At 48.9% G+C, this 13184-nt stretch carries 14 protein-coding genes; 13 read left to right on the top strand and 1 reads right to left on the bottom strand.

What is annotated here, in order from left to right; all coding sequences use genetic code 11:
• Nucleotides 1-34: 34 nt before the first annotated feature.
• On the bottom strand, nt 35-235 hold the full coding sequence (locus ACEN8J_RS22135) for a hypothetical protein (protein WP_029519375.1): 201 nt from the start codon (nt 233-235) through the stop codon (nt 35-37).
• Nucleotides 236-431: 196 nt separating this feature from the next.
• Here ACEN8J_RS22135 and pth point away from each other — a divergent pair, with 196 nt between their 5' ends.
• The 13 genes from pth to ACEN8J_RS22070 all read left to right on the top strand — a co-directional run bounded on the left by pth (nt 432) and on the right by ACEN8J_RS22070 (nt 13143).
• On the top strand, nt 432-992 hold the full coding sequence (gene pth, locus ACEN8J_RS22130) for an aminoacyl-tRNA hydrolase (RefSeq protein ID WP_029519374.1): 561 nt from the start codon (nt 432-434) through the stop codon (nt 990-992).
• Nucleotides 993-1078: 86 nt separating this feature from the next.
• Nucleotides 1079-1309 carry an anti-sigma-F factor Fin gene (gene fin, locus ACEN8J_RS22125; protein WP_007428020.1) on the top strand — a complete coding sequence of 77 codons (231 nt, stop codon included), beginning with the start codon at nt 1079-1081 and terminating at the stop codon, nt 1307-1309.
• 134 nt (nt 1310-1443) lie between these two features.
• Nucleotides 1444-4971 (top strand): transcription-repair coupling factor, encoded by a 3528-nt coding sequence (gene mfd / locus ACEN8J_RS22120; protein WP_029519373.1) that lies wholly within the window; start codon nt 1444-1446, stop codon nt 4969-4971.
• Nucleotides 4955-6073: a peptidylprolyl isomerase gene (locus ACEN8J_RS22115; protein WP_209950314.1), complete on the top strand. Its 1119-nt coding sequence runs from the start codon at nt 4955-4957 to the stop codon at nt 6071-6073. Before mfd ends, ACEN8J_RS22115 begins: the two co-directional genes overlap by 17 nt.
• Nucleotides 6074-6240: 167 nt before the next feature.
• A complete protein-coding gene (gene spoVT / locus ACEN8J_RS22110; RefSeq protein ID WP_029519371.1) occupies nt 6241-6783 on the top strand; it encodes a stage V sporulation protein T in 543 nt (180 codons plus the stop codon).
• Between the two features lie 141 nt (nt 6784-6924).
• Complete coding sequence (locus tag ACEN8J_RS22105) at nt 6925-8583, top strand: putative polysaccharide biosynthesis protein (protein ID WP_165150736.1); 1659 nt, start codon at nt 6925-6927, stop codon at nt 8581-8583.
• A 156-nt stretch (nt 8584-8739) separates the two neighbouring features.
• Nucleotides 8740-10239 carry a bifunctional methyltransferase/pyrophosphohydrolase YabN gene (yabN, locus tag ACEN8J_RS22100; protein WP_340931145.1) on the top strand — a complete coding sequence of 500 codons (1500 nt, stop codon included), beginning with the start codon at nt 8740-8742 and terminating at the stop codon, nt 10237-10239.
• A gap of 333 nt (nt 10240-10572) precedes the next feature.
• Nucleotides 10573-10845, top strand: a complete 273-nt coding sequence (locus tag ACEN8J_RS22095) for an HU family DNA-binding protein (RefSeq protein WP_007428028.1) — start codon at nt 10573-10575, stop codon at nt 10843-10845.
• Nucleotides 10845-11123, top strand: coding sequence for an RNA-binding S4 domain-containing protein (locus ACEN8J_RS22090; protein ID WP_016818913.1), 279 nt, complete (start codon nt 10845-10847; stop codon nt 11121-11123). The genes ACEN8J_RS22095 and ACEN8J_RS22090 overlap by 1 nt, the downstream gene beginning before the upstream one ends.
• A gap of 178 nt (nt 11124-11301) precedes the next feature.
• Nucleotides 11302-11586: a sporulation protein YabP gene (yabP, locus tag ACEN8J_RS22085; protein WP_025721693.1), complete on the top strand. Its 285-nt coding sequence runs from the start codon at nt 11302-11304 to the stop codon at nt 11584-11586.
• Nucleotides 11583-12161, top strand: a complete 579-nt coding sequence (gene yabQ, locus ACEN8J_RS22080) for a spore cortex biosynthesis protein YabQ (RefSeq protein ID WP_029514620.1) — start codon at nt 11583-11585, stop codon at nt 12159-12161. The genes yabP and yabQ overlap by 4 nt, the downstream gene beginning before the upstream one ends.
• A gap of 4 nt (nt 12162-12165) precedes the next feature.
• On the top strand, nt 12166-12495 hold the full coding sequence (locus tag ACEN8J_RS22075) for an FtsB family cell division protein (RefSeq protein ID WP_029514621.1): 330 nt from the start codon (nt 12166-12168) through the stop codon (nt 12493-12495).
• A gap of 123 nt (nt 12496-12618) precedes the next feature.
• Nucleotides 12619-13143, top strand: coding sequence for a S1 domain-containing RNA-binding protein (locus ACEN8J_RS22070; protein ID WP_014279051.1), 525 nt, complete (start codon nt 12619-12621; stop codon nt 13141-13143).
• Nucleotides 13144-13184 lie beyond the last annotated feature (41 nt).

Raw genomic sequence — 13184 nt, 5'->3', positions numbered from 1 at the left:
ATGTGGAAAAGGTAACCCCTATCAGCATGTCAGGCTAAAAGCCTGGGCGAGATATGAATGTGAAACGTTGACGATTGTATAGTGTGTCCTCTATTTCGACGAAATGCTCATTAAAACGCGCAACGATGCCAATCTGGATATGTACATTCCCGTCATAAACCTGGACAGGAACGGAATGTTTTAAATGATATAGAAAATGGCTGTCATATAAGAGGATATCACCTTGATTGAGCATACCGGCACGCACCTTCCTATTCATAACAGGATTTTGCAAAATTCGATTCCAGTCGCTCCAAAGTGCAATATATAGACGAACTAGACCATTTCGATCTATATATTGTTCATTGAAAGTCGCTTATTAGATTTTTGCAAAATCCTCAATACAACTATTTTACCAAAAAATCCAGACTGTGAAAGAGGGTGTCAAGGTTATGAAGTGGATTGTAGGATTGGGTAACCCCGGTCCCCAATACGAGAAAACGAGACATAATGTCGGATTTATGGCATTGGATGCTCTTGCCTCGCGTCATAACATCCAGATTAACCAAAGCAAATGCAAGGCGTTGATTGGAGAGGGCCACATTGGTGGCGTGAAAACTGTACTGATTAAGCCAATGACCTATATGAATCTATCAGGCGAGTCTCTACGTGCTTATATGGACTATTATAAGGCCGATATGGAAGATCTGGTTGTCGTGTACGATGACCTGGATACAGAAGTCGGTAAAATAAGATTGCGTTATCAAGGTAGCGCAGGCGGCCATAACGGCATTAAATCGATCATTCAACATACCGGCACGCAGTCCTTCAATCGGATTCGCATGGGCATTTCCCGCCCGGAGCCTGGACATGCTATTGTCGATTATGTTCTAGGTACCTTTCCAAAGAAGGAAAAAGAATTGCTGGCCGGAATGATCGAGGACACGTGCAACGCCTTAGAATACAGCTTGAGTCATCCGTTTGAACGGACGATGGCTGAATTCAACAAGTAAGTTTAGACGTAGGTAGACGGGCTTAAATGGAAGATTGTTGGACATACTGAAAGGTATAGAAAACTTTCAGGAGGCATATACATTACATGGTTGTTAATTATGTATGCAGACATTGTCGAACTTTCTTGGGACGGATTGATTCCGCTGCAATAACCGAAGAAAGGTTAGGCTTCCATTCCTTGACCCCTGCCGAACGTAGAGATATAATAGCGTATAATTCGGGCGGTGAAGTGACCGTCAAAGTCATTTGCGAGCATTGCAGTCAGGCACTGGAGAATAATCCAGAGCTGAGTCTGCTCGTTAATCCGCTCCAATAACAGGTATTCAACTGGTCCGATGTACCAGCTTGAGAGGTGAAGCGGCAATTCCGCTTATGGAGCCTTGGCAGCATTGCTGAGGCTTCTTTTTCGGTTTACATGTAACTATTTATAAGCATAAAGGGGTGCCTTTTTTGTTACAAGCACTTATTCAGGCTTTTACGAAGGATGCTGATTATGCATCCATTGCAGCAGGCATATCATCAGGGATGAAGGAACAACTGATATCAGGTTTATCAGGCTCTTCCCGACAGGTACTGATGGCCGCGCTTGCCGAAGATACCGGACGACCGTTAATGGTCATGACGCACAATATGTTTGCCGCTCAAAAAATAGCAGATGACTTACAGGAAGCGCTTTCCCCTGATCAGGTTTTATTGTATCCTGCCAATGAGCTGGTAGCTGCTGAAGCAGCCATATCCAGTCCAGAGACCTTATCCCAACGAATTGATGTATTGATACGCTGCGCCCAGGGTTTTCGTGGGATTGTTGTCGTGCCGTTTTCTGGTGTTCGACGTTTATTGCCAATGGCGGAAACATGGCGTGAGGCTCGTATTGAGCTGAAAGAAGGCGAAACAATTCAGCTGGAAGCGTTTTTGCTACATATGGTCGAGATGGGATACCAGCGTGTAGAGCGTGTGGAATCACGTGGAGAGATGAGCGTACGTGGAGGAATTATTGATTTTTATCCAATGACAACCCGTTGGGGCTATCGTGTGGAGCTGTTTGACGATGAAATTGATTCGATCCGTAAGTTTGATCCGCAAGATCAGCGCTCGGTGGAAAAGGTTCAGGCCGTTACTGTAACGCCGTGTAAGGAAGTTATTGCGAATAACCAGCGTATGGATCAGGCGGCAGATGCCGCTGCTATTTTGTTGGAGGAGCAGCTGGGCAAAATGACGGATCGTCAAGCTAAGCAGCATCTGAAAGAAGAGATCCATCGTGAAATTGAGTTGCTGCGAGAGCATGTGTATTTTGACGAAATCTATAAATATATCTCCCTGCTGTATCCTGAACGTAAAACCCTGGCAGATTATATGCCGGAAGATACGATTCTGATTATTGACGAACCGGCGCGTATGCTGGAAACAGCCAAGCAACTGGAACGGGATGAGTCAGAATGGAATCTGCATTTGCTTCAAAACGGTAAAACGTTACCGCAGCTAGAACTGTCAGACGACGCGGACAATCTGCTGTACAACCGGAGATTTCAGACGTTGTTCCTGTCGATTTTCCTCCGTCAGGTTCCTCATACCCAGCCGCAAAATATTTTGAACTTCATCTGCCGAGGCATGCAGGATTTCCATGGCCAAATGAATGTGCTCAAGGCGGAGATGGATCGTTGGCGCAAAGCTGGCACACAGGTTATGATGCTGGCGAGTGGAGATGAACGTCTGGACCGGATGCGCCGAGTGCTTGAGGATTATGGTATTGATGAGCCGACGATGGCTATCGGCAATCTGCAAAGCGGTTTTGAAATGCCATCTATTCACCTGGCGGTCATTACCGAGGGTGAAATGTTTTCTCAGAAGCAGCGGAAAGCTCGTAAGCAGGGCCGCCATGTGGACAATGCAGAACGAATTAAGAGCTATAGCGAGCTGAAGGTGGGCGACTACGTCGTACACCAAAATCACGGGATCGGGAAGTACATGGGGATCGGCACGCTGGAGGTTGGCGGTATCCATAAGGATTACATGCATGTCCTCTACGCGGGTGGAGATAAGCTGTCAGTGCCGATTGAACAAATTGATCTGATTCAGAAATATGTTGGCTCAGAGGACAAGGAACCCAAGATTTATAAACTGGGTGGCAATGAGTGGACACGGGTTAAAAGTAAGGTGCGCAGCTCGGTTCAGGATATTGCGGATGACTTGATCAAGCTATATGCAGAACGACAGTCGGCACCAGGGTTTGCTTTTGAAAAGGATTCACCGGAGCAACAAGAGTTTGAGGATATGTTCCCGTATGATGAGACACGTGACCAGATTCGGGCCATCGAAGAGATTAAGAAGGACATGGAGCAGAGCCGCCCGATGGATCGTTTGCTATGCGGTGATGTAGGTTACGGCAAAACTGAAGTTGCGATTCGTGCTGCTTTTAAGTCTGCTATTGAAGGCAAACAAGTAGCGGTGCTGGTACCGACGACGATTTTGGCACAGCAACACTATGAGACGTTCCGTGAACGTTTTTCAGGGTATCCGTTCAATATTCAGGTATTGAGCCGTTTCCGCTCGCGCAAAGAGCAGAATGAAACGATTAAAGGGGTCCGGCAAGGCACGGTCGATATTGTCATTGGTACCCATCGTCTGTTGTCGCAGGATCTGGTGTTTAAGGACCTTGGAATGCTGATTGTCGATGAAGAACAGCGATTTGGCGTAACCCACAAGGAAAAGCTGAAGAAGCTGAAAACGAACGTAGATGTGCTGACGTTAACGGCAACACCTATTCCGCGTACGTTGCATATGTCCATGCTGGGTGTACGTGACTTGTCAGTCATTGAGACGCCACCGGAAAACCGTTTTCCAGTGCAAACGTATGTGGTTGAGCATAGCCAGACTCTAGTCCGTGAGGCCATTGAACGCGAGATGGCACGCGGAGGGCAGGTGTACTATCTGTATAATCGTGTGCAGGGCATTCAGGAGATGGCTGCAGAGATCAATGCGCTCGTACCGGAGGCCAAGGTGGGCGTGGGTCACGGACAAATGTCCGAAACCGAACTGGAGAAAACTATTTTGGATTTCCTGGATGGCGAATATGATGTGCTGGTCAGCACCAGCATTATTGAAACCGGCGTGGATATTCCCAATGTGAATACACTCATTGTGCATGATGCCGATAAAATGGGGCTATCCCAGCTTTATCAGCTGCGTGGGCGTGTAGGTCGTTCCAATCGGATTGCCTATGCTTATTTCACGTACCAGCGGGATAAGGTGCTCACGGAAGTGGCGGAGAAGCGCCTTCAGTCGATTAAAGAATTTACGGAGCTGGGCTCCGGCTTCAAGATTGCAATGCGCGATTTGTCCATCCGCGGCGCGGGTAACTTGCTTGGCGCTGAGCAGCATGGATTCATCGCATCCGTCGGCTTTGATCTTTACTCGCAGATGCTGGCTGAGGAAATTAATAAACGTAAAGTCAGCGTACTTGGAGAAGAGGATCAGTCCAATCGGAATTGGAGTACGTCGATTGATTTAGGCGTCGATGCTTACCTGCCGGGTGACTATATTTATGACAGCATCCAGAAAATTGAGATTTATAAAAAGGTTGCAGCGGTCAGTACCTTTGACGAGGCTTCTGAACTGGAGGATGAACTGGTCGACCGATTTGGCGATCTGCCAGAGGCTGTGCGTCATTTGCTAGCCGTGGCTCGCCTCAAGGTATATGGACGCATGTATGGCATCGAGTCCATAGTGCAACGGGATGACAATATCGTGTTGAAATTCCATGAAGGGCGTCAGCAGGCGGTACAGACCGCCAAACTTGCCGAGATTGGCAATCGCTTTGAAAGACGTGTACAATTTGAACAGGGCACATCTATGAGCGCACGCATAAAGGGCAAAGGTCTAAATGATCCACAGTTGCTAGAACTGCTGGAACAATTTTTGAGTGCATTGAAAGAAGCATTCACATTGAAGGAGGAACTGCAAAATGCCACAACTAAATAAAAGAAAACCTTGGAGAATGCTCTCCTTGGGAATGGCAGCGCTGCTAGCTATATCGGTTCTGGCAGCATGTACGAAGCAACCGGATGAGAACAAGGTCAAGGATGAACCGAAGGACAACAGCAAGGTTGTCGTGACCTATAAGGGTGGAACGATTACCGAAAATGAGTTCAACCAAGAAATCAGTATGATGAAATTCCTGTACCCAGAGTATGAGGCTGCGTTAGCTTCGGATCAGGTACGAGAGCAAATTGTAAAGCAGGAAGTGGTGTACAAGCTTCTGGCGGCTAAAGCGGACGACAAAGCCAAGGAGCAGGGTGCCAAAGAAGGGAACGAACAACTGGAGCAGTATAAAAAGTCAGTCGGAGAAGATAAGTTCAAGACATTTCTGAGTGATAAGAAACTGACTGAACAAGGTGTGAAAGATTACTTCACGCGTGTAATGACGGTAATCAACAGCGAAACTAACAAAGTAACAGATGATCAGCTAAAACAGGAATTTGAGAAAAATAAAGATCAATTCACGACAGCAACCGTGCGTCATGTATTGATTAACTTCCAAGATCCTAAAACAAAGAAACAGCGCAAAAAAGAGGATGCCCTCAAGCTGGCGAAAGAAGTGAAGGCGAAGCTGGACGGAGGAGCGGATTTTGCGACGATTGCCAAGAAATATTCAGAAGACCCAGGTTCTGCGTCTAACGGAGGTCTGTATGAGAATGCATCCGTAGCGCAATGGGTACCTGCCTTTAAAGAGGCCGCTGAGACCCAACCGATTAACAAAATCGGTGAGCCGGTGGAAACGGAATACGGATATCACGTGATCAAAGTGGAGTCCCGCAATGAGCCAACGTTTGATAAATTGAAAGACAACGAAAAGGCTGCCCTGAAAAATAAATTGGCCGGGGAAAGTATCCAAAACTTTACCGAAAATGATTTGACGAAACTTGATTTGAAAATCAATCTGCCGAAGGTACCAGCTACGCAAGAGAAAAGCGGTGCAACTTCTGGTGCCGGTAGCACAACTACACCGGGCGCAACAACAAACGGTACGGGCGATGCCAAGGCAGGAACAGCCAAAGATGGAGCTACAAACGAAGGTAAATAACTGAACATGCATAAGGAATTGGGAACAGATGAATACTATGGTCAGATATCACCATAAACACCATGACCGTGACGTTCTTCGTGACCGCTTCTGGGGGAGTGGAAGCGTCTTTCGATACCGTCAGTAGTTTACTAAATTCTTCTTGAGAAAGTGGGGCAACATGTGAAATGAAAGCTACTGGTATAGTTCGCCGTATTGATGACCTTGGGCGGGTAGTTATTCCAAAGGAAATTCGCCGCACCTTGAGAATTCGTGAAGGAGATCCGCTTGAGATTTTTGTGGATCGTGACGGAGAAGTCATTTTGAAAAAGTATTCACCTATTGGTGAACTTGGTGATTTCGCCAAAGAATATGCTGAGTCCCTGTTTGAAAGCACGGGCCATATTACAATGATTACCGATCGGGACACCATTATTACGGTGGCTGGAGGCTCTAAAAAAGAGTTTCTGGACAAGCCAATCGGTAGCATTATCGAAGGTAGTATGGATAATCGCAAAACTGTGCTGGAGACAGCCAGCGGCTCTTATGAGCTAACGCGAGACCACGAAGAAACACTCTCGTCCTTTGTGGCGGCTCCCATTGTTTCCGGTGGTGATCCCATTGGTTCCGTTGTATTGTTGAACAAGGACGAAAATGTAAAAATGTCCGAAATGGAGGTCAAAATGGCTGAAACAGCCGCTGGCTTCCTGGGCAAACAAATGGAACAGTAACATCCCGTTTCACCCCTGTATGACGTACAGAATGGCGAAAGCCGTCCTACGTTGCACAGGGTTTTTTTTCTTTCCGTGAGAAGAGGCGGTATAATAGGACTCGGGTAAGATGCATATTTCAGGTGGGAGTGGAGACGGAGAATGCAGGAAAATCGCGCCGCTTCGCGGCTGCTACGAGGTGCTGTCATTTTGACACTGGCAGCGGTAGCGAGCAAGCTGATCGGCACAGTGCAAAAAATCCCGCTGCAGAATATCGGCGGCGACGGCGTGTTTGGCATTTATAATACGGTTTATCCTTTTTATACGCTGTTCATTACCATTGCAGCTGCTGGATTTCCGGCTGCAATATCCAAATTTGTAGCTGAGTTTGAGGCAGTGGGAAACCGAGCAGCGGGGCAACGTGTTGCTCGGTTATCTTCGCTTGTCTTGGGTGTCTTCGGATTAATCCTGGGCGTGCTGATGTATACGTGTGCGCCGCTCATTGGTCAATGGATCGACAATGCTCACGTCATTCCGTCGGTGAGGGCGGCGGCGTTTGCCTTTTTGTTCGTGCCGGTTATGGCGGGACTGAGAGGATATTTTCAAGGTTTGCAAAATATGCTTCCGACTGCTGTTTCCCAAGTGACGGAGCAGGCGATAAGGGTAAGCGTGATGATTATACTGTTGCTGCTCATGCTGTCACAAGGAGCGGGAGCAGATATGATTGCTGCCGGAGCCGTGTTTGGTTCAGCAGCAGGTGGAGCAGCGGGCTTGGTCGTCATGTTGCTATATTGGCGAAATCACAGGAAGAGGCTTAGAAGGCAAGGGACGGTCATGGCGACAGTGCAAGCACAAGCTGGAGAGCTACACCCAGCGGAAAGCAATGGTGCCTTGTTAAAGGCGATACTGCGTTATGCCCTGCCTGTTTGCCTTGGAGCGCTAGCCGTTCCGTTAATTAGCCTGGTAGACACATTTACTGTACCTCGCTTGTTAAAGCAGGAGGGATTGGACGATACTGCGGTTATGGTGGCCTTTGGCGTGTATAACCGAGGTCTGCCGCTGGTACAGCTAGTCATGATGTTTGCCACCACCCTGTCGGCATTATTCATTCCATCGCTGGCTGAGGCCCGGGTAACCGGCGGTACGGAACTGGCACGTCGCCAGTGCGAGCAATCGCTACGCTGGTTTTGGCTACTGGGACTGGCCGCTGCGACAGGCTTGATCGTGCTGGCTGTGCCCGTCAATGTGATGCTGTATGCGGACGACACCGGCAGCGGGGTCATGCGCTGGATGGCGCTAACCGCCGTAGGCGGCACGCTCAGCATTATCTCGGCTGCGCTGCTGCAAGGGCTTGGCGCAGTTCGCGCGCCGGCTCTGGCGATGCTCGCGGCCGCAGCAGCCAAGGCGCTGCTAAACTGGCTGCTCGTGCCGCAGCTAGGCACGGCTGGAGCCGCCATTGCGGGGGCTGTCGCCTATCTGCTGGCGGCAGTGATCAACATCGTGCTGCTGGCTCGCTTGGTAGGCCTGCGCGCGAGCTGGTCCGCCAGCGTGCTCAAGCCGGCGGCGCTGCTTATCGCCCTGGCTGGTGCGGCCGGGGCAGCGATGTGGGGCACCAGCGCTGTGCTGGGTGCCTTGGGGTGGGCTGCCGAAGGTCGTGCCACGGCAGCCGTGGAGAGCCTGCTGGGTGTAGCCGCAGGCGCCGTTGTGTTCGTGATCGGCCTCGCACGCTTGAGGCTGATCACGGAAGCCGAGCTTGTGGCGGTGCCCAAGCTCGGACGCCCGCTGGCAGCCGTGCTGCGCAGGCTACGTGTACTGGCTTAGCCAGGCATACGGCTTACGGCGTGAATCGGGACAACCATTTTATGAGCCTATACCACTTTGTGGTATAGTAATGCCAAAGCAAAGGAAGCGGAAGCGGGGTTAGGCCGTGTATTTTTTCGAGCATGAGCCTTGTTTCTGCGAAACGGAGGATGGGATATGAGCGTAACATTAACGGTCGTAGGTTTGGGCTCGGGGGATCCGGATCAGCTTACGATAGGGATATTGAACAAAATGCGGGGCGCTTCAGCGCTGTATCTGCGGACCAAGGAGCATCCTGCGGTTCAAGTGCTAAATGAGTTTGAAGTGGCTTTTGAGTCGTTTGACGAGGTATATGAGACAAAAGAGTCTTTCCCAGAGGTATACGAGGAAATTACCAGCCAATTGATTACGACGGCTGCTAAGGCGGCAGACGGAAGCGAAATCGTCTATGCGGTTCCCGGCCACCCTATGGTGGCAGAAGCAGCGGTGCAGTTGCTTAAGGAGCGTTGTCCTGCGCAAGGGATTGAACTGAATATTCTGGGCGGCGAAAGTTTCCTGGATGAAGCTTTTGTGCGTCTTGGTTTTGATCCGATTGAGGGTTTTCAGTTGTTGGACGCAGGTACACTGGATGCCAGCTGGCTCCAGCCTCAGCTGCATACACTGATCGGACAGGTGTATGACACCTTTACGGCTTCTGATGTGAAGCTGTGCCTGATGGAGAGGTATCCTGACGATTATGAGGTATATGTCGGTCACGCCCTTGGGGTAGAAGGGGAGGAAACGGTGCACAAGGTACCGCTGTACGAGCTGGATCGAGTAGAGGGCTACGGGAACCTATCCTTGGTATACATACCTCGCAGTGAAGATGAAGCGCTGAAACGGCGTTCTTTTGACCGTCTACACGAGATTGTCGATATTTTGCGCAGCCCGGAAGGCTGTCCTTGGGATCGTGAACAGACACATCAGTCGATTCGCAAAAATCTGATCGAAGAAACGTATGAAGTCATCGAAACGATAGATGAGGACGACCCTGAGCATATGAAGGAAGAGCTGGGCGATCTGTTGTTGCAAATTTTGCTGCATGCCCAAATGGAAGAGGAAGTCGGAACCTTCAATGTGTATGATGTTATCCAGGGGCTGAATGATAAGCTTATTTTCCGTCATCCACATGTATTTGGTGACAATCAAGCGAATGATGCGGAAGAAGCGCTGCAAAACTGGGAGCAGATGAAGGCTGAGGAAAAACGGCTTAAAGGCACGACGGCGGCATACCCTTCTGTACTGGACGGGGTTCCGCGAGATCTGCCTGCTCTTATGAAATCGTACAAGCTCCAGAAGAAAGCAGCTAAAGTGGGCTTTAACTGGGATAGCATTGAGGGCGTATTCGATAAATTGGACGAAGAAGTGGCTGAGCTGAAGGAAGCGGTTCGTGAAGGGCATGCTGCGGAAGCCCAGTTGCTGGAGTTAGGCGATGTGCTATTTGTTGCCGTGAATGCAGCCCGGTTTATGGGAGTAGACCCGGAAGAGGCATTGTCGGCTACCAATCGCAAATTTGTCGACCGTTTCCAGTATATTGAGCAGAAATTACGCGAGCAGGGGCGTCGTCCCGAAGAAAGCAGCGTAGATGAAATGGAGACTTACTGGCAGGAAGCGAAAAAGCTCCTTGGTAAAGCGTGATTCCACATATTCGCTTTTGGCTGCACAGAACAGTAAAATGAGACATATGCAGGGTTGAAAGAAGGCCCAGTTTGAGAGGACTTGCCAATGGGCAGAGTTTTGTAGTAGGATGTTGGCTTAACTGGGGTCGAATAAAAAAACGCCTGTCATTGCAGGATTTTTACGGACAAGCCAGAATAACTTGTAGTAATTCTGAAAATAACTGTAGCTTATAGTTAAGCGTGTTACAGTGACATTCAGAAGGGCTTCGGCCACAGTTGGACCTCACGTCTGCTCCATCAATGGACATGCAGCGTGATGATTATTTTTTGACATTTGGGAGGCTTTTATCTTATGAACAAGACAGATCTGATCAACAATATTTCCAGCAAAAGCGGTTTGAGCAAACGTGACGTTGAAGCTGTATTGAATGGCGTTCTTGGTGAAATTACAGATGCACTCGCTAGCGGTGACAAAGTGCAACTGATCGGCTTTGGTACTTTCGAAACACGCAAGCGTTCCAGCCGTACAGGCCGCAATCCACAAACCGGTAACACGATTGAAATTCCAGAATCGACCGTTCCTGCTTTTAAAGCCGGTAATAAGCTTAAAGAAGCCGTTAACTAATGCGTCTTGATAAATTCTTGAAAGTCTCGCGGCTGATTAAGCGGCGTACGGTAGCCAAGGACGTCTCCGAACAAGGGAGAGTGCTGGTGAACGGACGCGAAGCCAAGCCGAGCAGTGCGGTCAAAGTAGGCGATGAAATTACCGTCCAGTTTGGCCAGAAGCTGGTGACCGTGCGAGTGGAACGGCTCGCCGACACTACACGCAAGGACGAGGCTGCAAGTATGTACACGTTGGTAAAGGAAGAGCCTATTGCCAGGGACAATGGTTTAAACTGGTAAGCAGACATCTGATTTTCTCACAACTGTACATGAAAGCATTCCTTCATTATTTTATGAAGGAGTGCTTTTTTTCTTTAGATGACGAGTTTTCGTCCATCATATGCTGATTAACAGCAAAAGCGGTTCTAAATCATACGGCCCCCTTCATAAGCTAAGAACAGAAGGAGGGGTACATGCCATGATTGAACAAGGGAAGTCAAAGCACCATGATCTGCGCATGCAAAGCCGCAAGCAACTCGATATTTCAGGCGTCAGCAATGTGGAGAGCTTTGACAGTGAAGAATTTTTGCTTCAGACCGAGCTGGGCCATCTCACCATTCGCGGACAACATTTACATATCAAAAACCTCAGCCTAGAAGAGGGACTGTTGTCCATTGAAGGTCTGATTACTTCCCTCGTCTACCTGGAGCCCGGGGCCCCGGCTAAAAACGGAAAAAGCCTATTCGGCAAGATCTTCAAATGAACCCTTACACGCAATGGCTGACGTTAACGTGGATGCTGGTGTCGGGCATAGCCATGGGAGTGGTGTTTGACAGCTACCGGGTGCTGTCCATCCGCTTTCATTTTGCCCGCTGGAGCGTTCATATATTGGACGTGCTGTACTGGGTGGCCTCGGCTTTGTTTATTTTCCGTGTGCTATACGCGAGTAATCGCGGTGAGCTGCGGTTTTATGTCTTTTTAGGACTACTTTTGGGGGTTTGGCTCTATTTTTGGGCCTTTAGTGTTACAACCCAACGTTTTGTGGTAATGTTATTAGAGATAGTTCGCAGACTGACGTTGATCGTGAACAGCATACTGCGCATCCTGATTGTTCTTCCGGTGTTAGCGCTGTATCGGCTGTTACGCAAGCTAGTCGGATGGACATGGGCACTTATTGTGTTCCTGGGAAGGATGCTGATATACATCCTGATGCCGGTTTGGAAGCCGATCCTATGGCTGATCGGTCCACTTAAAGCGCGCTGGAGGACTCCAGAGTCGCTCGTAAAGCTGGGTATCAGACTGAAAAACACAGCGAAAAGATGGTTTGGAAGGAGGTAGTATCATGCGTAATTCGTCTGTAGATCGCCATTCATCTTCTACGTCCAAGTCCAACGCGGGCGGGCGCAGGCGAATCATGATTTGGTTGCTATCGCTTGCCGCCTTTGGTAGTTGGGCAATTTTTACCTTTTTTTCTCAAGGCATGATTATGGCCGATCGAAATGAACAGCTCATCCAGAAGGAAAAGCAGAAGCAAGCTGCTACACAAACGGAACAACAGCTTCAAACCGAAGTGAATCGTCTCAAGGACCCTGAGTACATTGGCGAGATTGCCAGAAGCAAGTACGGTCTTTACAAACCGGAAGAGACGCCAATCATCGGAGATCAGAAATAGGAACATTATCGGGCCAATGCTTAGTTGACCTTGGTTCCGCCATTTTGTATAATCAAATCACCACAGCGGGATTTTTTTGCAAAAAAATCGGTTGTATATTTTAAGGGAGGATCATTTTATTCTATGGCAATTGAAGTGGGCACCAAGTTAGAGGGCAAAGTGACAGGCATCACGCATTTTGGAGCATTTGTGGATTTGTCTGGAGGTGTCACGGGTCTCGTTCACATCTCGGAAATCGCCGATAACTATGTTAAGGATGTTAACGACCACCTGAAGATTAATGATGTCGTGACGGTGAAAGTCATTAATGTTGACAAAGATGGCAAAATCGGACTTTCCATTAAGCAAACGATTGACAAGCCGGCAAGTGAAGCCCGTCCCCCAAGAGCTCCAAGACCGGAGCGTACGGGAGGACCAGGCGGAGGCGACCGTTTCGGCGGTGGAGGTTCAGGTCCAAGTCAAGGACGCGGTGGTGGTGGCGGTGGTTTCAACCGCGATCGTGGAGGCCGTTCTTTCAAGCCTGCACCGGGTAAACCTTCATTTGAGGATAAAATGTCACGCTTCCTGAAAGATAGTGAGGAACGCATTTCGTCGCTGAAAAAGAACACCGAAGGTAAACGCGGAGGACGCGGCGCGAAGCGTGTTTAATTCACTTTGACAACCGTATCAACCATACACGGAAAACCGTA

Source organism: Paenibacillus sp. Paensp38 (assembly GCF_059491915.1).
This window is presented reverse-complemented; position numbering and strand designations above follow the sequence as displayed.

Coding starts and splice junctions, on each gene's coding strand:
- spoVT (WP_029519371.1), top strand. CDS start 6,241: ATGAAAGCTACTGGTATAGTTCGCCGTATTGATGACCTTGGGCGGGTA.
- ACEN8J_RS22070 (WP_014279051.1), top strand. CDS start 12,619: ATGGCAATTGAAGTGGGCACCAAGTTAGAGGGCAAAGTGACAGGCATC.
- ACEN8J_RS22075 (WP_029514621.1), top strand. CDS start 12,166: ATGCGTAATTCGTCTGTAGATCGCCATTCATCTTCTACGTCCAAGTCC.
- ACEN8J_RS22115 (WP_209950314.1), top strand. CDS start 4,955: ATGCCACAACTAAATAAAAGAAAACCTTGGAGAATGCTCTCCTTGGGA.
- yabQ (WP_029514620.1), top strand. CDS start 11,583: ATGAACCCTTACACGCAATGGCTGACGTTAACGTGGATGCTGGTGTCG.
- ACEN8J_RS22095 (WP_007428028.1), top strand. CDS start 10,573: ATGAACAAGACAGATCTGATCAACAATATTTCCAGCAAAAGCGGTTTG.
- yabP (WP_025721693.1), top strand. CDS start 11,302: ATGATTGAACAAGGGAAGTCAAAGCACCATGATCTGCGCATGCAAAGC.
- ACEN8J_RS22105 (WP_165150736.1), top strand. CDS start 6,925: ATGCAGGAAAATCGCGCCGCTTCGCGGCTGCTACGAGGTGCTGTCATT.
- pth (WP_029519374.1), top strand. CDS start 432: ATGAAGTGGATTGTAGGATTGGGTAACCCCGGTCCCCAATACGAGAAA.
- ACEN8J_RS22135 (WP_029519375.1), bottom strand. CDS start 235: ATGCTCAATCAAGGTGATATCCTCTTATATGACAGCCATTTTCTATAT.
- yabN (WP_340931145.1), top strand. CDS start 8,740: ATGAGCGTAACATTAACGGTCGTAGGTTTGGGCTCGGGGGATCCGGAT.
- ACEN8J_RS22090 (WP_016818913.1), top strand. CDS start 10,845: ATGCGTCTTGATAAATTCTTGAAAGTCTCGCGGCTGATTAAGCGGCGT.
- fin (WP_007428020.1), top strand. CDS start 1,079: ATGGTTGTTAATTATGTATGCAGACATTGTCGAACTTTCTTGGGACGG.